This is a genomic window from Acidipropionibacterium timonense (assembly GCF_900605005.1).
GTDB lineage: Bacteria > Actinomycetota > Actinomycetes > Propionibacteriales > Propionibacteriaceae > Cutibacterium > Cutibacterium timonense.
In genome coordinates, this window is the sequence record NZ_LR027558.1 from 1,304,960 (window position 1) to 1,326,119 (window position 21,160).

Consider the following 21,160-nt stretch of genomic DNA (forward strand, 5'->3'; position numbering starts at 1 on the left):
CCCTGGCCGGGCACGCGCCCAGACCCGCCGGAGGCCCGCGGAAGTCGCGTCGGTGCGAGCCCGACCGGTGCCGCGGCTCCTCGTGCGCCCCACGCGCGCGGCTAGAGTGGCGCCATGGTGACCCTCTCGCGCATCTACACCCGCACCGGCGACCACGGCACGACCCGTCTGGTGGACAACTCCGTCGCCGCCAAGTCGGACCCTCGCGTCGAGGCCTACGGGCTCGTCGACGCCGCCAACGCCGCCATCGGACTGGCCCTGGCGCTGGACGACGGCGTCCTGCCCGAGGCCGTGCGTCAGGCTCTCGGCGTCATCCAGAACGAGCTCTTCGACGTCGGCGCCGACATCGCGAACCCGCTCGTGGCGAACCCTCCGTGGGAGCCGCTGCGCACCGTCCAGAGCAGCGTCGACCGGCTCGAGCACTGGTGTGACGAGTTCGGCGACCCGCTGCCGACCCTGCGCTCGTTCATCCTGCCGGGCGGCAACGCCGTGGGTGCCCAGTTGCACGTCTGCCGCACGGCGGTGCGCACCGCCGAACGCGCGGCCTGGCGGGCCGTCGAGGCCTATGGGACGCAGACCTCGCAGGATCCCGAGCAGACACCGGGCGGCGTCAACGAGCTGGCAATCACCTACCTCAACCGGCTCTCGGACCTCCTGTTCATCCTCTCGAGGGTCGCCAACAAGGCGGCGGAGGGCAGTAGCGACGAGGTGCTCTGGGTACCCGGTGGGGAGCGGAACGCGGACCACCAGCCCGACCGGCACAGTCAGGCCTGACCGTTCCGGTGACCCGGCGCGCAGGCTCAGGCCTCACAGACGCTCCCGGGCGGCGTACCCCACGCCCCCGGGAGGTGTGGCCTCGAGCCAACTCATGAATCCCGTGACGACGACCGGTTCGACGACGAGCTGGACCGTGGAGGCGCGCCGGCGCCGTCCGGTCTCGACGGTGACGACCTCGTCGTCGACGAGGAAGGGAAGGCGATCCTCCGGCGCCCCGACATGGTGCTCCACCAGATGCAGCGGACCCCGCTCCAGCACGATCGTCGGCGTGAAGCGGGGGTCCAGGAAGCGGTACCACTCGAAGCGGCCGTTGACGTACCGGGCCATGCCCAGCATCCAGGAACCGGGCGTCGGGCCACCCATGGTGCGCAGTCCGCAGAGGAAGACGCCGCGGCGCCCGACGAGAATGCGATGGCGCACGAGCAACCAGATGGCGGCGATGAGGAGCAGCGCCGGGATGATCGACACGAGGATGACGTCCGTCTCCATGCCGTCGCCAAGCATTGCCGGGAGACACGGACCATCGACCATGGACCCACGCTAGCCTCTCCCCCGGCACGCCATCAACATGAGATCAGACGAGTGGAGCGATGGGCACCGGCTCACCCCGCCCGAACGACGTGGACTCGGACACGGTGGGCCCAAACGCGGTGGGCCCGAACGCGGTGAGGGGCGTGCCCCACCGGACACGCCCCCTCACCGTCGGGCGACACTCACTCCTGGGTGCGGCCCAACTTCCGGCTCGCCGCCATCTGCGCCTTGGCCAGATGCCACCGATGGACGTCCTCATCGGTCTCCTCGTTGCGGTCGCGCTTGCGGCGCGTCTCGTCGAGGACCCGCTGGGCCTCCTCCACGGAGAACTCGTCCGAGGTGCTGGCGTACTGGGCCAGGATCGAGACGCGTCCACCGGGGTTGACGGCGATGAAACCACCGTCGACGGCGATGACCTCCTGCTTGCCGTCATTGGTGATGATCGTCGCCGCGCACGGCACCAGGGCGGCCAGGATCGGCTCGTGACCCGGCAGGATACCGATGTCTCCCTCGGTGGTCCGGACGATGATGTTGACCGCATCGCCCTTCCACACCTGACGGTCGGCTGCGACGACCTCGACGTGAAGGGGTTCGCGCTCCATCAGGACTCCTTCTGCATGCGATCCCAGTTCGCCATGACGTCGTCCATGCCGCCCACGTTGAAGAAGGCCTGCTCGGCGATGTGGTCGACGTCACCGCGGCAGATCATCTGGAATCCCTCGATGGTGTCCTTGATCGGCACCGTCGAGCCGGGCACACCGGTGAACTTCTCGGCCGTGTAGGTGTTCTGCGAGAGGAACTGCTGGATACGACGGGCCCGGGCCACGACGACCTTGTCCTCCTCGGACAGCTCGTCGACGCCGAGGATGGCGATGATGTCCTGCAGCTCCTTGTTGCGCTGGAGGATCTGCTTGACCTGGGTGGCCGTGTCGTAGTGCTCCTGCCCGACGTACTGCGGGTCGAGGATCCGCGAGGTCGAGGTGAGCGGGTCCACGGCCGGGTACAGACCACGCGAGGCGATGTCACGGGACAGCTCGGTCGTCGCGTCGAGGTGGGCGAAGGTCGTCGCCGGGGCGGGGTCCGTGTAGTCGTCGGCGGGCACGTAGATGGCCTGCATCGAGGTGATCGAGTGACCCCTGGTCGAGGTGATCCGCTCCTGCAGCTGGCCCATCTCGTCAGCCAGGTTGGGCTGGTAGCCCACGGCCGAGGGCATCCGACCGAGCAGGGTCGAGACCTCCGAGCCGGCCTGGGTGAACCGGAAGATGTTGTCGATGAAGAGGAGCACGTCCTGGTTCTCGACGTCACGGAAGTACTCGGCCATGGTGAGCCCGGTGAGGGCGATGCGCAGACGGGTGCCCGGGGGCTCGTCCATCTGACCGAAGACCAGGGCGGTGTCCTTGAGGACGCCGGCCTCGTCCATCTCGTTGATGAGGTCGTTGCCCTCACGGGTACGCTCGCCGACGCCGGCGAACACCGAGGTGCCGCCGAAGTTGTGGGCGATGCGGTAGATCATCTCCTGGATGAGCACCGTCTTGCCCACGCCGGCGCCGCCGAACAGACCGATCTTGCCGCCCTTGACGTAGGGGGTGAGCAGGTCGAGGACCTTGATGCCCGTCTCGAGCATCTGGGTCTCGGGCTCCAGGTCGTCGAAGGCCGGCGCCGACCGGTGGATCGGCCAGCGCTCGGTGACCTCGATGGACGCCGGATCGGCGTTGAGCACCTCACCGGTGACGTTCCACACATGGCCCTTGGTCACCGGGCCGACGGGCACGGTGATGGGCGACCCGGTGTCACGCACCTCGGCGCCACGACGCATGCCGTCGGTCGGCTTGAGCGAGATGGTGCGGGCGACGTTGTCGCCGATGTGCAGCTCGACCTCGAGGGTGATCGTCTGCTTGGTGCCCATGATCTCGGTCTCGACGTGCAGGGCGTTGAGGATCTCGGGCATCTGACCGGCCGGGAACTCGACGTCGACGACCGGGCCGATGACCCGGACGACGCGGCCGACGCCGGGCTTCTTCTCCTCGGCCTGGGGGTTGATGGCTGTGGCAGTCATGGTGTTACTCACTCCTGTGGGGTGGACTCGGCTAGGGCAGCGGCGCCACCCACGATCTCGGTGATTTCCTGCGTGATGGCCGCCTGACGAGCCTGGTTGGCCTTGCGGCTCAACGTGCCGATGAGCTGTTCGGCGTTGTCGGTGGCGGACTTCATGGCCCGCTGACGGCTGGCCAGCTCCGAGGCCGCCGACTGCAGGAGGGCGAAATGGACCCGGTTGGCCACGTAGAGCGGCAGCAGGGTGTCGAGGACGCTCGCCGGGTCCGGCTCGAACCGGTACTCGTGGAAGATCTCGTCCTGGGGCTCGGACGGCGTCTCCGACTCCGGCACCTCGGCCGCGTTGGCGTCGTCGGGATCGATGACCTCCAGTGGCAGCAGCCGGACGACCCGGGGGCTCTGGCTGAGCATCGAGGAGAAATGGGTGTATACGACGTGGATCTCGTCGACCCCACCCTCATCGGTCGGGCGCAGGAAGTCCTCGATAAGGCGATCCGCGATGATCTTGGCGTCCGCGTAGGTCGGCGAGTCCGAGAACCCACTCCACACCTGCTTGTAGGCGCGGTGCCGGAAGTCGAAGTACTGCACGCCCTTGCGGCCGCACAGGTAGATGTCGACCTCCTGGCCGTCGAGACCGGCGACGAGCTCCTCGGCGGCCTTGATAACGCTCGAGGAGTACGACCCAGCCAGACCGCGGTCCGAGGTGATGAGGAGCACCGCGGAGCGGCGGGCGACCGCCGGGGCGGTCGTCAACGGATGCTCCTCGTGGGTGTGCGTCGCCACGGCCGAGAGGGCCAGGGTGAGCTCACGGGCATAGGGCGAGGCGGACCGGACGTTCCGCTGCGCCTTGATGATCCGGGAGGAGGCGATGAGCTCCATCGCACGCGTGATCTTCTGCGTCGTGGCGACGGAGTTCCGCCTCTCCCGCAACTCTCGCAGGTTCGAGGCCATGAGCGATCAGCCCCGCTTCGCGCGGACGATCTTGGCCTGGTCGATCTCTCCGCGGTTCATCGGCGTGAACTCCTCGTGGCCCGCCAGGAACTTGCCGGCCGAGGTCTTGAACTGCGCCTTGACCTCCTCGATCCCGGCCGCGGCCTTCTCCTGCACCTCGTCGGGGAACTTGCCGGTCTCCCTGATCGACGACAGGACGTCGGTCGAGGACTCCAGGTGGTCGAGCATCTCCTTCTCGAACCGCAGGACGTCGTCGACGGGCACGTCGTCGAGCTTGCCGGTCGTGCCGGCCCACACCGAGATGACCTGACGCTCCACCGGGTAGGGCGAGAACTGGCCCTGCTTGAGCAACTCCATGAGGCGGGCGCCACGATCGAGCTGACGGCGTGAGGTCTCGTCGAGGTCGGAGGCGAACATCGCGAAGGCCTGCATGTCGCGGTACTGGGCCAGCGAGATCTTGAGCGTGCCCGAAACCTGCTTCATGGCCTTGACCTGGGCGGCGCCACCGACACGGGACACCGAGATGCCCACGTCGACGGCCGGCCGCTGGTTGGCGTTGAAGAGGTCGGACTGGAGGAAGATCTGACCGTCCGTGATGGAGATGACGTTGGTCGGGATGAAGGCCGAGACGTCGTTCGCCTTGGTCTCGATGATCGGCAGGCCGGTCATCGAGCCGCCACCCAGCTCGTCCGAGAGCTTGGCGCAGCGCTCGAGGAGGCGGGAGTGGAGGTAGAAGACGTCACCGGGGTAGGCCTCACGGCCCGGCGGACGACGCAGCAGCAGCGACATCGCCCGGTAGGCCTCGGCCTGCTTGGTGAGGTCGTCGAAGACGATGAGGACGTGCTTGCCCTGGTACATCCAGTGCTGGCCGATGGCCGACCCGGCGTAGGGAGCGATGTACTTGAAGCCGGCGGGGTCGGAGGCGGGGGCGTGGACGATGGTGGTGTACTCCATCGCGCCGGCCTTCTCGAGGGAGGACCGCACCTCGGCGACCGTCGAGCCCTTCTGGCCGATGGCCACGTAGATGCAGCGCACCTGCTTCTTCGGGTCACCGGACTTCCAGTTGTCACGCTGGTTGATGATGGTGTCGATGGCGATGGCCGTCTTGCCGGTCTTGCGGTCACCGATGATGAGCTGACGCTGTCCGCGTCCGATCGGAATCATCGAGTCGATGGCCTTGAGACCGGTCTGCAGCGGCTCGCGCACCTCCTGGCGGTCCATGACGCCGGCGGCCTGGAGCTCGAGGGCACGGCGTCCCTCGAGACCCTGGATCTCGCCCAGTCCGTCGACCGGGTTGCCCATGGCGTCGACGACGCGACCGAGGTAGCCCTCGCCCACCGGCACCGAGAGGACCTCTCCGGTACCGCGCACCGTCGAGCCCTCGTCGATGCCCTCGGAGTCGCCGAGGACGACGACGCCGATCTCGCGCTCGTCGAGGTTGAGCGCGATGCCCATCGTGCCGTTCTCGAACCTCAGCAGCTCGTTCGCCATGACCGAGGGCAGCCCCTCGACGTGGGCGATGCCGTCACCGGAGGTGACGACGGTGCCGACCTCCTCGCGGGACGCCGCATCGGGTGTGTAGTTCTGGACGAAGGAGTCCAGCGCGTCGCGGATCTCCTCCGGACGAATCGTCAGTTCCGCCATTGCCTCTCCTTGAGAATCCCTCACCGGGCGACCGGGCCTGTCGGCCGACCCGCCGCGGGTTGTACCTGTGACAGTCAGCCGAGCTCGCGCTTGGCCTGGTCCAGACGGCTCGCGACCGTCCCGTCGATGACCTCGTCGCCGACCTCCACCTTGGCGCCACCCAGGACCCTGGGATCGACGACCTCCTGGAGGGTCACGGTGCGACCGGTGATCCGCTCGATCTGCTCGCGCATCTGCTGACGCTGCTGGTCGGTGAGCGAGCGTGCCGTCGTGACGACGGCCAGCGCGCGTCCTCGCAGCTGGGCGGCCAGATCGAGATAACCGGCCATGGTGCCGTCGAAGGTGCGGTCCATGGCCCGCACGGCGCGACAGGCAAGGATCGTCGACTCCTCCTGGACCCGTCCGGCCAGCAGACCGGCGACCAGTCCCATCCGATCGGACAGCGACCGCTCGTGGCCGCCGATAGCCACCTGCAACTGCGGGTCACCGGCCACCGTCCGGCGGAACCGGAACAGTTCGTCCTCGACGTCGTCGAGGTGCTCGCTGGCCTGGGCCTGCAGCAGCACCGCACGGACACCCTGACGCTCCAGCGCCCTGGGCATGGATCCGGCACTGGCCCAGCGACGACCCACCGCGTCGTCGACGATGGCCAGGGCGTCGTGGCCCAGGCGTCCGTCGAGCAGGTGGTGCACCAGGCCGCGGCGCGCCTCGACCGGTGTGCCGGGGTCGGTCACCGCCCGGCGCAGCGCCGAGTTCGCACCGAGCAGGTCGACGACCTGGAAGAGGTCATCGGCCAGGCTCGTGCTGGCCCTCGTCCGATCGAGCAGGCCGTCGAGGTCGGCGGCCTTCGAGGTGAGCTCACCGGAGGCGGTCGACGCCGCTGGATCCATCTGCTGACTCATGCCGGGTCCACCGCCCGGGTCTGCTCGGCGACTGCCTGCCCGTGGCTCGGCTGCTCGGCCAGTTCGGCGAGGAACCGGTCGACGGTGGCGCGCACGCGGTCGTCGTCATCCAGGGACTCCCCGACGATGCGCCCGGCCAGGGTCGTGGCCAGCCCGCCGATCTCCTTGCGGAGCTGGGCGACCGCCTGATCGCGCTGGGCGGCGATCTGGGTGCTGGCGTTCGCCGTGATGCGCGAGGCCTCGGACTGTGCCTGGGACCTCATCTCGGAGATGATCTGGGCACCCTGGGTCTTGGCGTCCTCACGGATCTTCGCAGCCTCCTCGCGAGCTCCGGCGAGCTGCGCGCGGTACTGCTCGAGCGCCGCCTTGGCCTCGGCCTGGGCCTTCTCGGCACGCTCGATGCCACCCTGGATGGTCTCGGTCCGCTCGTGGTACAGCGTCTCGAAACGCGGCACGACGAACTTCGCACACCCCCAGGTCAGCAGGAGGATGAGGATGATGCCGACAATGATCTCGATGGGGTGCTCGGGCGCCAGGGGCCCGAGATCCACCAGCAGTGCGGCAAGTGGCGCAGCCATGGCGCCACTCACTTCGCGACGAAGGCCAGGACGAAGCCGAACAGGGCCAGGGCCTCGACCACGGCGAAGCCAATGAACGCGGTCGACATCATCGCCGGCTTGGCCTCGGGCTGACGGGCCGTGCCGTTGATGACGGCGGCGAAGATCCACGCGACGCCGAGCGCCGGGCCGAGCGTGGCCAAGCCGTAGCCGAGCACGTTGAGCGAGCCACCGATGAGCATGGGAACCATGGGGTTGTCCTTCCGGATCGTGCCCCGGGCGGGGCGTTGTGTCTTCGTCGCTCCCGGGCGGGACCGACGAGGTCTAGTGGGTCAGTGGTCCGTCGAGATCGACGAGGCCACGTACTGGGCCGACAGCACCGTGAAGACGTAGGCCTGGAGGAAGCCGACGAACAACTCGAGCGCGAAGAGGGCGAAGCTGAAGAGCACCGAGACGGCGCCCGTGACGTTGTAGAACGGGTTGCCCGAGTAGGTGAGGAGGAACCCGCCCCCGACGACGAAGATCATGATGATGAGGTGCCCGGCGAACATGTTCGCGAAGAGTCGCAGGGACAGCGTCAGCGGCCGGGTGATGAACGTCGAGAGGAACTCGAGCGGGATGATGAGCCACCACAGGTACCACGGCACGCCCTTGGGCAGGACGGCCGACAGGAAGTACCGGGGACCCTGGGCCTTGAGACCGGCGATGATGTAGACGAACCACGTGACGATGGCCAGTCCGTAGACGTATCCCACGTGCGAGAAGGTCGGGAACATGAAGAGGAAGAGCTCGCCGAACCAGTTGTTGATGAGCACGAAGCTGAAGAGCGCCAGGAGGTAGGGCATCCACTTGACGAAGTCGTGTCCGATGACGTCGCGCACCAGCGTGTTGCGCACGAAGTTGTACACGTACTCGGCGGCGACCTGGCGCTTGCCGGGGACGACCTTGAGGGAGTGGCTCATCCACAACCACAGACCGATGACGAGGACCGCGGCGATGACCATCTGCCAGAAGGTCTTGTCCATCCAGGAGACCCCGAAGGTCCCCGGGAACTGGAAGTCCTTGAGTCCCGGCGCCTCGTACTCGAGGGGTACCACCAGAGCGTGGGTCACTTGTCCTCCTGGTTCTTTCCGGACGCCGGATCGGCCGACCCGTATCTCTTGACGATGAGGTAGACGCTGAGGGCGAGCCCGATGATCATGCCCACCGGCAGCAGCCACGACTGGTGCAACCACCGGTCGAGGAGCCAGCCGATGCCACCGTAGAACAGCAGACCGGCCAGCACGTAGCTGAGCACACCCATACCGTCCTCGGACCGAGCCGCCCCAGTGCGGTCCGGGCCCGGTGACGGTGCTCTGTCGTCGTCCATCTCGGGCCGTAGCCTATCAGCGAGGACCCCTGTCGCGCTCGTCACCGCACACCCCGCTCGTAGATGGGGCTGTGCTCACGACGGGCGGTGACGATGACACCGACGGTCCAGGCCAGGGCCGGGACGACGACCCCGAGGCCGACCGATGTGCGATCGAGGCCGTGGTCTGCCCGGAGCAGGTCGGCGACGATGCCGAGCGCGGTCACCTGGACGAGGAAGAGAGCCATCGCCGGCACGAAGGACTCGATCCGGGCCAGGAGGTGCACCGACCGTCCCGCGGCCAGGAAGGTCACGGCCACGCCGGCGCCGAGGAGCGCACCCAGCAGGCCGGCCGTCCCCTGCCACACGGTGAGGGCGACGACGTCGGCCACCGCTGCGGCACCGGCCCAGACGAGGGCGCGTCGGTAGAGGGTTCGCAGGACGAGTGAGGTCAACGGGGTCGACGCGCTCTCGTCGGGCCGACCGTCGTCAGGTCGCGTCACGGCCATCACCATGGTCATATGCGCTGGTTCCTCCCCCGGGCTCCGCCTCCGTGCGTGCTTGTGAAAAATAGCACAAAGGACGGCGGGGTCGCCAATCGGTCACAGCTGTCTGCGTGCCGCCCGGCGTGCCGGCACCCTCGAGTTGGCCACCGTGAGGACGATGCACAGGACGACGGCGCCGGCCACCGCACCGATGACCCACCACCGTTGGACCAACCCGATGCCGACCGTCCCGAAGGAGAGCACGGCCGTCCACAGGTACATGAGCAGGACGGCCCGCACGTGGGAGTGACCGCGCTGGAGCAGCCTGTGGTGGAGGTGCTGCTTGTCGGCGACGAAGAACCACGTGCCGTGCCAGGTGCGTCGGACGTAGCCCATGACGAGGTCGAGCAGGGGGATGGCCATGACCATGAGCGGCATGACGATCGGCAGGTACGCCGGGACGAGGCCACCGTTGCGTGCCGTGAGGACCGTCGAGTCGATCTGTCCGGTGAGCGAGATGGTCGACGTGGCCAGGAGGAAGCCCAGTAGCAGGGCACCCGAGTCGCCCATGAACATCCTTGCCGGGTGCCAGTTGTGCGGCAGGAAACCCAGACAGGCGCCGGCGGTGACCGCCGTGATGAGGCTGGCGGTCGTCGCCACGACGAGATCCTGCTCGTGGGCGAGCAGGTAGGTGTACGAGAAGAAGGCCAGGGCGCCGACGGCGACCACCCCGGCGGCCAGGCCGTCGAGTCCGTCGACGAAGTTCACCGCATTGGCGCACAGGACGATGAAGAAGACGGTGACGAGGATCGACGTCGCTGTTCCCAGGGCGATGATGGAGTTCGGCAGGGGGATCCAGAACATCCGCACTCCCCCGGTGACGGCGATGCCGGCAGCGAGCACCTGACCGGCGGCCTTGGCCAGGGCGGGCAGGTCGAGGAGGTCGTCGATGACGCCGACGGCACAGATGACGGCCCCGGCCAGGCAGATCGTCAGGGCGTCGTCGCTGACGACGGGGTGGCGTCCCAGGAAGGGCAGGTTGCGGGCCAGCAGGCAGGCCAGGAGCAGCCCGCCGAGCATCGCCGGACCTCCGAAGTACGGGATGGGGACGGTGTGGACGTCCCTGGCGCGCACCTTGGCCACGGCCCCCCAGCGCAGCGCGAGTTGACGACATCCCCCCGCCAGGAGGTATGTCGTCAGACCCGCGGTCATCATGACCAGGAGGTATTCGCGCATCAGGAGGTCGGGTCGGTTCCGTTCTCGACGGGCTCGGGGTCCGCCGGCTGCGGGTCGGCAGGTTCCGGCTCGGGCTCGGGATCGGGCTCGGGCAGCCCCACCACCGCCGGTGCGATGCGGTGGATCTCATCGAGGCTCAACGCCCCTTGTCGCAGCACCTTCCCGTCGCTCGTCGAGGCGAAGTCGATGATCGTCGAGGGCTCGCCGATCCGGCTCTGGCCGCCGTCGAGGTAGACGGCCACCTCGACTCCCAGCTGCTCGGTGGCCTCGGCCACCGTGAGCGCCGGGGGACGGCCGGACTTGTTGGCGCTGCTCACCGCGAGCGGACCGGTGAGACGCAGCAGCTCGCGGGTGGCGTCCTGGTCGGGAACCCGCACGGCGATGGTGCCGTGGGTCTCCCCCAGGTCCATCGTCAGCGACTCCTGGGCACGTAGGACGAGGGTGAGGCCGCCGGGCCAGAACTCCTCGGCGAGGTCGTGGGCCGCCTGTGGGACCGCGTCACACAGGGCCGGCAGCACGGCGGCGTCACCGACGAGCACTGGCGGGGGCATGTCACGCCCGCGCTCCTTCGTGTTGAGGAGCCTCTGCACTGCCAGCGGGTCGAGCGCATCGGCGCCGATGCCGTACACGGTGTCGGTCGGCAGGACGATGCACTCCCCCTCGCCGACGGCCTCGGCTGCACGCTCGAGGGCCACGGTTCGGGTGGTGGGGTCGGTGACGTCGAGGACGACCGGGGTCGTGGCCTCGTCGACGGTCTGGTCGGGGTCCATGGTTCCCATCCTTGCATCCTTGGGCCGACCACGCCTGATCGACCATCTCGCGGCTCCCGGCGGGAGCCCGATCCCCAGGACCGGGGCAGCCCGAGCCGGACCGCGGTTCAGCGCTCGGGAGACCGAGCCGTGACGTACCGCGGTCGCCCGGTGAGATCGTCGTGGTCGACGACGTCGACCCAGCCCGCACCGCCGAGCAGCTCGTCGATCGCCGCCCGATGTCCCTCGTCGTGCTCGAGGACGAGCAGACCACCGGGGCGCAGCAGATCGGCCGCATGGTCGACGAGGGGTCGGATGAGCTCGAGCCCGTCCTCGCCACCGAAGAGGGCCACCGCCGGCTCGTGCGCCAGGACGTCCTGCGGCATGCGGGCCGCCGCACCGGTCGGCAGGTAGGGCGGATTGCTCACGACGACGTCGACGCCGACCAGCTGCGGCTCGACGAGGGCGTCCCCGGCGATGACCTCGACGCCGGTTCCGGCGAGGTTGCGCCGGGCCCATTCCAGGGCTCGCGGGTCCAGTTCGACGGCGACGACACGGCTGGCGGGCACCTCGGTGGCCACCGCCAGGGCGATGGCACCGGACCCGGTGCACAGGTCGACGACGAGCGGGCTGTCGCCCTGCCGAGCTCGCCGTGCCGCTTCCTCGATGGCCGCCCCGGCGACGAGCTCGGTCTCCATCCTCGGTACGAGGACGCCCGGGCCGACCGCCAGCCGAAGACCCCGGAACCAGGCCTCGCCGACGAGGTACTGGGCCGGTTCCCCGCCAGCCCGACGATCGAGCAACTCGTGGTAGTGGTCGATCTGCGCGTCGGTGGGCTCGGGGGCCAGCAGCAGGCGGTTCGGGGAGACGCCGAGCACATGGCACAGCAGGAGACGGGCGTCGGCGGCCGGGCTCGAGACCCCGCAGGTCGACAGGCGGCGCACCCCGCGGGCCAGGGTCGAGGAGGTCGTCACGAAGCGGCCCCGTCCGACATCGGGGTCCCGGGGACGCCGGCCATCCGTTGGGCCAGGTCGGCCCGGTGGAGGGCCTCGAAGAGCTCCTCGAGGTGACCGTCGAGGACGGCGTCGAGCCGGCGGGTCTTGAACCCGATCCGGTGATCGGTGAGGCGGTTCTCGGGGAAGTTGTAGGTGCGGATGCGCGCCGACCGGTCGACCGTGCGCACCTGTTCGCGACGCAGCTGTCCGGCCTCGTCGGCCGCCTGCTCCGCGGCGAGCGCTGCCAGACGTGCGCGGAGCATGCGCATCGCCTGCTCCTTGTTCTGCAGCTGGCTGCGTTCGTTCTGGCAGCTCACGACGATCCCCGTCGGCAGGTGGGTGAGCCGGACCGCCGAATCGGTCGTGTTGACCCCCTGGCCGCCGGGACCCGACGACCGGAAGACGTCGACCCGCACGTCGGCCGGGTCGAGCTCGACCTGGGCCTCGTCGACGTCGGGCGCGACGAGCACCCCGACCGCCGAGGTGTGGACCCTCCCCTGGGACTCGGTGATCGGCACCCGCTGCACCCGGTGCACCCCGCCCTCGAACCGCAGGGTGCCGTAGACGGGCCGGTCCGCGGTGCCGGTGACGGCCAGGACGATGCTGCGGTAGCCGCCGAGGTCGGTCGGTTGCGCGTCGAGGATGCGCACCGTCCACCCCACCGACTCGGCGTACCGCTCGTACATGCGCACCAGGTCGTGGGCGAAGAGCGCCGACTCCTCTCCCCCCTCCCCCGAGAGGATCTCGACGATGGCGTCCTCTCCGTCGAGCGGGTCCGAGGGCGCCAGGAGCTCGGTGAGGGCTGCCCGCGCCCGCTCCAACTCGCCGGCGGTCCGCTCCGCCTCGGCCGCGAAGTCGGCGTCGAGCGTGGCCAGGTCCCGGGCGGCCGACAGGTCCTCGGCCAAGGCGTGGCAGCGATCGGCCACCGACAGGACGTGGCTGAGACGGGCGTGCTCCCGGGAGGTCCGACGCAGGGCCGCGGGATCGGCGAGGAGGTCGGGTCGGCCGAGCGCGGTCGACAGCTCCTCGTGCCGACGACGCAGGTCGGCAACGGTGGAATCGTCCTCGGGGTCGTGCACCCGATACCTCTCTTCCACGGACTCATCCTCGCGACGGGCCGGGACCGGCGTCGGTCCCCCGGTGCCCGTCCGGCAACGGCGACGACGCCGGGACCCACAGGTCCCGGCGTCGTCGAGGTCAGGGAAGCAGGGCCGACTCGCGTCGGCACCCTGCTCGCAGCAGATCCGTCACTTCGCGGCAGCAGCCTTCTTGCCGTAGCGACGCTCGAACCGGGCGACGCGGCCGCCGGTGTCGAGGATCTTCTGCTTGCCGGTGTAGAAGGGGTGGCAGGCCGAGCACACGTCGGCGCTCATCGTGCCGCCGGGGGCCGTGCTGCGGGTCGTGAACGTGTTGCCACAGGTGCACACGACCGTGGTCTCGTGGTACTCAGGGTGGACGCCCTGCTTCATGGTGTTCTCCTTGTGTCGAAGGTCGCCGGGTCGCCCGGGCATGGGGTGCAGGATCCGTCAGCGACGGCCTGCGTGGGCGTGAACCGGCAGCGCTGGCCAATTGTGCCGCATCCGGGGCCGTGACACAAACGCCGACCCCGGATGCCGACAGGCCGAGGGCTCACTCGCTGGCCGGTGAGGTCTTCGAGATGGTGTAGAGGAACTCGACGTTGGTCTGGGTCTTGCGCAGCTTCGACAGGACCATCTCGAGGGCCTGGGAGTCGTCGAGGCCCGAGAGCACACGACGCAGCTTCCACATGATGGCCGTCTCCTCGCGCGAGAGCAGCAGCTCCTCGCGTCGGGTGCTCGACGCGTCGACGTCGATGGCCGGGAAGAGCCGCTTGTTGGCGAACTCACGGCGCAGGCGCAACTCCATGTTGCCGGTGCCCTTGAACTCCTCGAAGATGACCTCGTCCATCTTGGAACCGGTCTCGACCAGCGCCGTGGCGAGAATCGTCAGCGACCCACCGTTCTCGATGTTGCGGGCCGCCCCGAAGAACTTTTTCGGTGGGTACAGGGCCGCCGAGTCGACACCGCCGGACAGGATCCGACCGGACGCCGGTGCGGCGAGGTTGTAGGCACGACCCAGGCGGGTGATGCCGTCGAGGAGGATGACGACGTCCTTGCCCAGTTCGACGAGTCTCTTGGCCCGCTCGATGGCCAGTTCCGCGACCTGGGTGTGGTCGTCGGCCGGACGGTCGAAGGTCGAGGCGATGACCTCGCCGGAGACCGTGCGCTGGAAATCGGTGACCTCCTCGGGTCGCTCGTCGACGAGGACGACCATGAGGTGGACCTCGGGGTTGTTCGTCGTGATCGAGTTGGCGATCGACTGCATGATCATCGTCTTGCCGGCCTTGGGCGGCGAGACGATGAGTCCACGCTGGCCCTTGCCGATGGGGCTCACCAGATCGATGATGCGGCCGGTCATGTTCTTGGGATCGGTCTCCAGGCGCAGCCGCTCCTGGGGGTAGAGCGGGGTGAGCTTGGAGAAATCCGGGCGCTGCTTCATGAGTTCCGGATCGGCCCCGTTGACGGTCTCCACCCGCGCCAGGGGGGCGAACTTCTCGCGTCGCTCCCCCTCGCGGTGGGCCCTCATCTGGCCGACGATGACGTCGCCCTTGCGCAATCCGTACTTGCGGACCGTCGACATCGACACGTAGGCGTCGTTGGCGCCGGGCAGGTACCCCGAGGTACGGACGAAGGCGTACTGGTCGCGGATGTCGAGGATGCCCGAGCAGGGCACGAGGACGTCGTCCTCACGCACGTTGGGCTCGGTGTCGGACCCGAACCGGTCGTTGCCGCGCTTGTTGCGTCGACCCTGGCGGTCACGCTGACGGCGTCGACGCGAGCGACGTCCGCCGAACTCGTCGTCCTCGCGGCGCGACAGATCGAGGTCCTCCTCACGCTGCTCCTCGCCGTGGCGGGCCGACGACTCGGTGTCGACCCGCTCCCCCCGGGCCCGCGCATCGTGGGCGCGGCCGGCCAGGGCGTCGAGTCGGGCGCCGACCTCGTCGCTCACGTCGGAGACCTCCTCGGTCCCGGCGGGACGACGTCGATCGGGGTCCTGGGTCGTCGGGCGTGCCCCACGCTGCCGGCGGGAGCGGCCGTCGCGGCGATCCCGCGCGGCCTGTCCGGAGTCGGTCGAATCGGAGTCGGAGGCCCGAGCGGCGTCGGCACGGGTGTTCTGGCCGCGGGACGCCCCGGCCTCATGGGCAGGGGCCGCCGCCTCGAGGAGGGCGGCCACCGACTGCTCGGTGTCCTCCCGTTGGCTGCGGGGAGCCCGCCGCCGCTCCACCGTGGAGCGGTCGACGTCGGGCCGGTCACTGCTGGGGCCGTCCGTGGTCGGCCGACCGGAGGCCGGACGCTCGGATCGGGCGGCGCGACGGCGCCCGCGGGTCGCGCCTTCGGGTGTCGCCGGCTCGGACGTCGGTCCCTCCGCGGGTGACGCCACGGCGGGCGCGGCCACCTCGCGCGCCGGCCGGGTCGAGCGGGCTGCAGGTCGGGTGGAGTCCTCGGGCCATCCTCCGGCGCGAATGGCGCCGACGAGGTCGGCCTTGCGCATCTGACGGGCACCCTTGATGCCCATCTGGACGCCGATGGAACGGAGCTCGGGCAGGAGCTTGGCCGACAGATCGGTCGACGATCCGCCGGGCAGGGGGGTCTGAGTCACGTGTGTCCCTTCGAACTGCCTCGCCGTGACCACCGTGGGCCCGGGAGGCGGGAGTGGGTGGGACCGCGCCGGTCGTCCCGACCGGCCGTCGTCCCGAGGGGCCATCACCATCCGGCACGCGGTGTCGGCTCGTCCGGGCGCAACCCGTCGGCGCTGGAACGCAGGCCGCGACGGCACGGGAAGGAGGGTGATGGGGACGCGACAACTGCGCGTCAGGAGACACTATAGCGCGCCGGCGGCCGGACCCCACAGCCACACCCGTCGACGAGCCGCGGCCTGGCGCGGGGCCCGGTCCCCCGTGGACCCGGCAGAGTCGACCCGGCAGAGTCGACGCGCCAGAATCGACCCGGCGGGGTCAACGCGGCACGGTCACCACGACGCCGTCCGTCGAGACGGTCAGTTCGGCACGCTCAGCTCGACACCGCCGCCGAGGGTGAGGTCGGTGACCCGGAAGGCGCTGACGTCGACGTCCTCGCCCCCGCGCAGCTGCTCGGGAGTGCCGATCGCCAGCACCGTCGATCCGGCACCAGAGATGACCGCCGGAACCCCACGGCCGCGCAGGTCGTCGATGAGCGACGCCGACTCGGGCATGAGCGAACGGCGATAGGGCTGGTGGATCCAGTCGCGGGTGGCCTCGAAGAGATGGTCGGGCGAGCTCGTCAGTGCGGTGACGAAGAGGGACGCCGCGAGAACCTGCTTGACGGCGTGCCGGCGCGGGATCGACTCGGGCAGCACGTGCCGGGCCAGAGCCGTCGGCACCTGACGATCCGGCACGTAGGTCCGCATCCGGATGGACGGGTCGACCTCCAACGGCAGGTGGTGGACGCCGTCCTCGGCCACCCAGGCCAGCTGCGCCCCACCGAGGATGGCCGGGGCGGCGTTGTCGGGGTGACCCTCGATCCCCGCCGCCATGGTGAGCAGGACGTCACGGTCGAGGGGCTCGCCGGGTCGGGCCAGGGCCCAGGCCAGGGCCAGTCCGGCGACGACGGCCGCCGCCGAGGAACCCAGCCCCCGCGACTGGGGGATCCGGTTGTGCGCGGTCAGGTGCACGGCGACATCGGGCTGCGGGTGGCCCAGGTCGACCAGTCCCTGCCTCAGCGTCGCCAGGACGAGGTGCGACTCGTCCCTGGGGACGGTGTGCTCCCCCTCCCCGGTGACGTCGATCCGCACCCCGTGCCCGGGCGCGGTCTCGACGCTGACCTCGTCCCACAGGTCGAGGGCCAGTCCGACGCAGTCGAATCCCGGGCCGACATTGGCCGAGGTCGCCGGCACGCGCACCGAGGCGCTCGCACCGATCGGCGTCCCAGCGCCCATGACGTCTCCCCTCACTCGTGCAGCCCGAGCACCGCGGCCACCCGGTCGGTCGAGGCCTCGACCGCCTCGGTCGACAGGGTCGTCCGGCTCAGCGCGGTGTCGATGTCCTTGAGACCGTTGCCGGTGACGGTGATGACGATCCGCTGCCCGGCGTCGAGGCGACCGGCGTCCTTGAGGGCCAGCAGACCGGCCACCCCGGCAGCGGACGCCGGTTCGACGAAGATCCCCTCGCGTCCGGCCAGGAAGGCCTGGGCGTCGAGGATCTGCTCGTCGGTGACGGCCTCGATGAGCCCACCGGAGCTGTCGCGCGCAGCCAGCGCCTTGTCCCCGGACGCCGGCCGACCGATCCTGATGGCGGTGGCGACGGTCTCGGGGTTCTCGACGTCGTGACCGAGCACGAGCGGAGCCGCTCCGGCCGCCTGGAAGCCGAACATCCTCGGGGTGTGGGTCGCGGGCCCGTCGGCGGCGTACTCCTGGTAACCCTTCCAGTACGCCGTGATGTTGCCGGCGTTGCCCACCGGCAGGGCATGGATGTCGGGGGCGTCACCGAGGGCGTCGACGATCTCGAAGGAGGCCGACTTCTGGCCCTCGATCCGGTACGGGTTGACCGAGTTCACCAGGGACACCGGGAAGTGGTCGGCCAGCTCCCGCGCGATGGTGAGGCAGTCGTCGAAGTTGCCGAGGACCTGGATGATCCGCCCACCGTGGACGACGGCCTGGGCCAACTTGCCGGCGGCGATCTTGCCCTGGGGCAGGAGCACCACCGGGGTGAGCCCGGCCCGCGTCGCGTAGGCCGCGGCCGAGGCCGAGGTGTTGCCGGTCGACGCGCAGACGACGGCCTTCGACCCGTCGGCCAGGGCCTTCGACATGGCCATCGTCATACCGCGGTCCTTGAAGGAGCCGGTGGGGTTGGCCCCCTCGACCTTGACGAAGACCTCGGCATCGAGACGGGCCCCCAGCACCGGGGCCGGCACGAGCGGCGTCGACCCCTCCCCCAGGGTGACGACCCGGTCGATGCCCTCCATGGGCATCCGGTCGCGGTACCTCTCGATGATGCCGAAGGGCTGGGCGGGAGTCGTCATGTCACATGCCTTCCACTCGGATGACGCGGGGAGCCGCATTGACGGCCTTGGACTGGGTGAGTTCGGCCACGCACGCCTCGACGTCGGACTCGCGGGCCTCGTGGGTGAGGATCTTGAGGGTCGCCGACCATCCGTCGGCCTTGTCGGCCCCCTCGATGGCCGACTGTTGGACGGTCTGCAGGGAGACCTCGTGGTGGGCGAAGATCGTCGCCACCGCGGCCAGGACGCCGGGTTCGTCACGCACCTGGATGCGGATCTGGAACCTGGTGCGCACGTCGTCCATGGGGAGGATGGGGTACTCGTCGAAGACGGCCTGGGGCGGCCCGGCGACCCCACGCACCGAGTTGCGTGCCACTGTGACGAGGTCGCCCATGACCGCCGACGCGGTGGGCGAACCGCCGGCTCCGGGACCGAGGAACATGAGATGCCCGGCCTCCCGGGCCTCGACGAAGACGGCGTTGAAGGCCCCCGAGACGCTGCCCAGGGGGTGCGACACGGGCACCAGCGCCGGGTGCACCCGGGCCACGATGCCGTCCTTGCCCGCCTGACAGACGGCCAGCAGCTTGATGACGCAGTCCATGTCGCGGGCGGCCTCGATGTCGTCGGGAGTGATCCCGGTGATCCCCTCCCGGTACACTTGGTCGCCGCGCATCCGGGTGTGGAAGGCCAGCGAGGCCAGCAGGGCCGCCTTGGCGGCGGCGTCATAGCCCTCGACGTCGGCGGTCGGGTCGGCCTCGGCGAACCCGCGGGCCTGGGCATCGGCCAGGGCGGCCTCGAAGCTCGCGCCGGTCGTCGTCATCTGGTCGAGGATGAAGTTCGTCGTCCCGTTGACGATGCCCATGACCCGGGTCACCTGGTCGCCGACGAGCGACTCGCGCAGTGGCCGGACGATGGGGATGGCCCCGGCCACGGCCGCCTCGTAGTAGAGGTCGACGCCGTGCGCCTCGGCAGCCTTGTTGAGCTCGTCCCCGTAGGCGGCCAGCAGCGCCTTGTTCGCGGTGACGACCGAGTGGCCGTGCTCGAGGGCGGCCAGGAGGAGCGTGCGGGCGGGGTCGATGCCGCCGATGAGCTCGATGACGATGTCGATGTCGTCGCGGGTCACCAGCGCCATGGGGTCGTCGGTGAAGAGCCTGGAGTCGAGCCCGTGTCGGGGACGTCCCACATGAGCGACGGCGATCCCGGCCAGCTCGACCGGGCGTCCGACCCGGGCGACGATGTCGTCGGGCCGGGTGAGGATCATCCGGGCCACCTGGGAGCCGACGACGCCGCACCCGAGCAGGGCGACGCGCAGCGGCTCCCTCGTGCTCGAGGGGGCGGCCGGATCGGGACGTGTCGTGGTCATCGGTGCTCCTCGGGGTTCAGGGCGACGACGTCACCGCGGATCGGTCCGTCGTCGAGGGCGAGCAGGTCCTCCACGGTCTCACGGCGCAGCAGCGTCGTGTGCGCCCCGTCACGGACCGAGACGACCGGCGGACGTGGGACGTGGTTGTAGTTGCTGGCCATGGACCGGGAGTAGGCCCCGGAGGCCGGCACCGCGACGAGATCACCGGGGGCGATGTCGGCGGGCAGGTAGACGTCGCGCACGAGGATGTCGCCGCCCTCACAGTGCTTGCCGACGACCCGGCACAGCGACGCCGGCTCCCGGGACACCCGGTTGGCCAGGACCGCCGAGTACTCAGCGGCGTAGAGGGCCGGACGAATGTTGTCGCTCATGCCGCCGTCGACCGAGACGTAGACCCGCTGGGACCCGCCGTCGAGGTCGACCGGCTTGACGGTGCCGACGGTGTAGAGCGCCAGGGTCGTCGGGCCGACGATGGCCCGACCCGGCTCGATCGACAGGTGTGGCACGGGCAGACCGCGCGCATGGGACTCGGTCGCGACGATGTCGTCGAGGTCGGCGGCCAGGGCGGCCGGTGTGGCCGGGGAGTCCTGACGGGTGTACGCGATGCCGAACCCACCACCGAGGTCGAGTTCGGGCAGGACCGCGCCCGTCGCCTGGCGGAACTGCGCCATGAGCTTGGTCGTGCGACGGGCGGCCACCTCGAACCCACCGGTGTCGAAGATCTGCGAGCCGATGTGCGAGTGGATGCCGAGGAGGTCGATGAGCGCGCTGGAGTGGCAGCGCACCAGGGCCACCATCGCGGCACCGTTGGCGATGGAGAAGCCGAACTTCTGGTCCTCGTGGGCGGTGGCGATGTACTCGTGGGTGTGCGCCTCGACCCCCGGCGTGACCCGGACCATGACCCGCGCCCGGACGTCGAGCTCGCGGCACAGGGTCTCGATCCGGTCGATCTCGTCGAGGGAGTCGACGATGATCCGTCCCACCCCCGACCGCAGGGCCAGGGCGAGCTCGTCGACCGACTTGTTGTTGCCGTGCATCCCGATCCGCGCCGGGTCCATGCCGCCCTGCAGGGCGGTGAGCAGCTCCCCGGCGGTGCACACGTCGAGGCACAGACCCAGGTCCTGCACCCAGGCGGCGATGGTCCGGGTGAGGAAGGCCTTGCCGGCGTAGTAGACGTCCCATCCGGCGAAGGCGTCCCGGAAGGCGCCGGCCCGCTGACGGAAGTCCTCCTCGTCCAGGACGTACGCCGCGGTGCCGACCCGGTCGGCGAGGGTGCGGACGTCCACCCCGCCGACCTCGATGGCCCCGTCGGGCCCACGACGGACCGTCGCGCTCCACAGCCGTGGGTGGAGGGCGTTGACGTCGGTGGGGACGGTGAGCCACTGCGGCCCGGGGGCGGCGACGTCGGCATGGACCGACCCAGCCACGTGCATGTGCGTCATGGCCCCACCCTGCCAGACCCGCGGTTCCCTCCTCGGCCGCGTCCGGCACCCGACACGTCGGCGGTCCTCACCGAC

The 21,160-nt window shown here is 69.9% G+C and carries 22 protein-coding genes; 1 reads left to right on the plus strand and 21 read right to left on the minus strand.

The window, feature by feature from the left end; all coding sequences use genetic code 11:
- Positions 1-114: 114 nt before the first annotated feature.
- Positions 115-774: a cob(I)yrinic acid a,c-diamide adenosyltransferase gene (locus E0E30_RS06155; RefSeq protein WP_130865552.1), complete on the plus strand. Its 660-nt coding sequence runs from the start codon at positions 115-117 to the stop codon at positions 772-774.
- A 33-nt stretch (positions 775-807) separates the two neighbouring features.
- Here the strand turns inward: E0E30_RS06155 and E0E30_RS06160 are convergent, their stop codons facing one another.
- From E0E30_RS06160 to lysA, 21 genes are all read right to left on the minus strand, one after another.
- Positions 808-1,266, minus strand: a complete 459-nt coding sequence (locus E0E30_RS06160) for a DUF2550 family protein (RefSeq protein ID WP_245306522.1) — start codon at positions 1,264-1,266, stop codon at positions 808-810.
- Between the two features lie 224 nt (positions 1,267-1,490).
- A complete protein-coding gene (locus tag E0E30_RS06165; RefSeq protein ID WP_130865553.1) occupies positions 1,491-1,910 on the minus strand; it encodes a F0F1 ATP synthase subunit epsilon in 420 nt (139 codons plus the stop codon).
- Positions 1,910-3,364, minus strand: a complete 1,455-nt coding sequence (gene atpD, locus E0E30_RS06170) for a F0F1 ATP synthase subunit beta (protein ID WP_130865554.1) — start codon at positions 3,362-3,364, stop codon at positions 1,910-1,912. Before atpD ends, E0E30_RS06165 begins: the two co-directional genes overlap by 1 nt.
- Before the next feature lie 8 nt (positions 3,365-3,372).
- A complete protein-coding gene (locus tag E0E30_RS06175; protein ID WP_130865555.1) occupies positions 3,373-4,311 on the minus strand; it encodes a F0F1 ATP synthase subunit gamma in 939 nt (312 codons plus the stop codon).
- 6 nt (positions 4,312-4,317) lie between these two features.
- Positions 4,318-5,955, minus strand: a complete 1,638-nt coding sequence (gene atpA / locus E0E30_RS06180; protein WP_130865556.1) for a F0F1 ATP synthase subunit alpha — start codon at positions 5,953-5,955, stop codon at positions 4,318-4,320.
- Positions 5,956-6,029: 74 nt separating this feature from the next.
- The gene (locus E0E30_RS06185) at positions 6,030-6,857 is read right to left on the minus strand and encodes a F0F1 ATP synthase subunit delta (protein ID WP_130865557.1); all 828 of its coding nucleotides are present in this window, start codon (positions 6,855-6,857) and stop codon (positions 6,030-6,032) included.
- Positions 6,854-7,435, minus strand: coding sequence for a F0F1 ATP synthase subunit B (locus tag E0E30_RS06190; RefSeq protein ID WP_130865558.1), 582 nt, complete (start codon positions 7,433-7,435; stop codon positions 6,854-6,856). Before E0E30_RS06190 ends, E0E30_RS06185 begins: the two co-directional genes overlap by 4 nt.
- A gap of 8 nt (positions 7,436-7,443) precedes the next feature.
- Positions 7,444-7,665 (minus strand): ATP synthase F0 subunit C, encoded by a 222-nt coding sequence (atpE, locus tag E0E30_RS06195; protein ID WP_130865559.1) that lies wholly within the window; start codon positions 7,663-7,665, stop codon positions 7,444-7,446.
- 81 nt (positions 7,666-7,746) lie between these two features.
- Positions 7,747-8,526 (minus strand): F0F1 ATP synthase subunit A, encoded by a 780-nt coding sequence (gene atpB / locus E0E30_RS06200; protein ID WP_130865560.1) that lies wholly within the window; start codon positions 8,524-8,526, stop codon positions 7,747-7,749.
- Positions 8,523-8,783 carry an AtpZ/AtpI family protein gene (locus E0E30_RS06205; protein ID WP_130865561.1) on the minus strand — a complete coding sequence of 87 codons (261 nt, stop codon included), beginning with the start codon at positions 8,781-8,783 and terminating at the stop codon, positions 8,523-8,525. Before E0E30_RS06205 ends, atpB begins: the two co-directional genes overlap by 4 nt.
- A 41-nt stretch (positions 8,784-8,824) precedes the next feature.
- Positions 8,825-9,265, minus strand: a complete 441-nt coding sequence (locus E0E30_RS06210) for a hypothetical protein (RefSeq protein ID WP_130865562.1) — start codon at positions 9,263-9,265, stop codon at positions 8,825-8,827.
- 99 nt (positions 9,266-9,364) lie between these two features.
- Positions 9,365-10,483, minus strand: a complete 1,119-nt coding sequence (locus E0E30_RS06215) for an MraY family glycosyltransferase (protein ID WP_130865563.1) — start codon at positions 10,481-10,483, stop codon at positions 9,365-9,367.
- Positions 10,483-11,262, minus strand: coding sequence for an L-threonylcarbamoyladenylate synthase (locus tag E0E30_RS06220; RefSeq protein WP_130865564.1), 780 nt, complete (start codon positions 11,260-11,262; stop codon positions 10,483-10,485). The genes E0E30_RS06215 and E0E30_RS06220 overlap by 1 nt, the downstream gene beginning before the upstream one ends.
- 98 nt (positions 11,263-11,360) lie before the next feature.
- The gene (gene prmC, locus E0E30_RS06225) at positions 11,361-12,206 is read right to left on the minus strand and encodes a peptide chain release factor N(5)-glutamine methyltransferase (RefSeq protein WP_130865565.1); all 846 of its coding nucleotides are present in this window, start codon (positions 12,204-12,206) and stop codon (positions 11,361-11,363) included.
- Positions 12,203-13,324 (minus strand): peptide chain release factor 1, encoded by a 1,122-nt coding sequence (gene prfA, locus E0E30_RS06230; protein WP_245306523.1) that lies wholly within the window; start codon positions 13,322-13,324, stop codon positions 12,203-12,205. The genes prmC and prfA overlap by 4 nt, the downstream gene beginning before the upstream one ends.
- Before the next feature lie 150 nt (positions 13,325-13,474).
- The gene (rpmE, locus tag E0E30_RS06235) at positions 13,475-13,696 is read right to left on the minus strand and encodes a 50S ribosomal protein L31 (RefSeq protein ID WP_130865566.1); all 222 of its coding nucleotides are present in this window, start codon (positions 13,694-13,696) and stop codon (positions 13,475-13,477) included.
- Between the two features lie 160 nt (positions 13,697-13,856).
- The gene (gene rho, locus E0E30_RS06240; RefSeq protein WP_130865567.1) at positions 13,857-15,905 is read right to left on the minus strand and encodes a transcription termination factor Rho; all 2,049 of its coding nucleotides are present in this window, start codon (positions 15,903-15,905) and stop codon (positions 13,857-13,859) included.
- Positions 15,906-16,301: 396 nt separating this feature from the next.
- A complete protein-coding gene (thrB, locus tag E0E30_RS06245; protein WP_130865568.1) occupies positions 16,302-17,219 on the minus strand; it encodes a homoserine kinase in 918 nt (305 codons plus the stop codon).
- A gap of 11 nt (positions 17,220-17,230) precedes the next feature.
- Positions 17,231-18,301 carry a threonine synthase gene (gene thrC / locus E0E30_RS06250; protein ID WP_130865569.1) on the minus strand — a complete coding sequence of 357 codons (1,071 nt, stop codon included), beginning with the start codon at positions 18,299-18,301 and terminating at the stop codon, positions 17,231-17,233.
- Between the two features lies 1 nt (position 18,302).
- On the minus strand, positions 18,303-19,643 hold the full coding sequence (locus E0E30_RS06255) for a homoserine dehydrogenase (RefSeq protein WP_130865570.1): 1,341 nt from the start codon (positions 19,641-19,643) through the stop codon (positions 18,303-18,305).
- Positions 19,640-21,085, minus strand: a complete 1,446-nt coding sequence (gene lysA, locus E0E30_RS06260; RefSeq protein ID WP_130865571.1) for a diaminopimelate decarboxylase — start codon at positions 21,083-21,085, stop codon at positions 19,640-19,642. Before lysA ends, E0E30_RS06255 begins: the two co-directional genes overlap by 4 nt.
- Positions 21,086-21,160 lie beyond the last annotated feature (75 nt).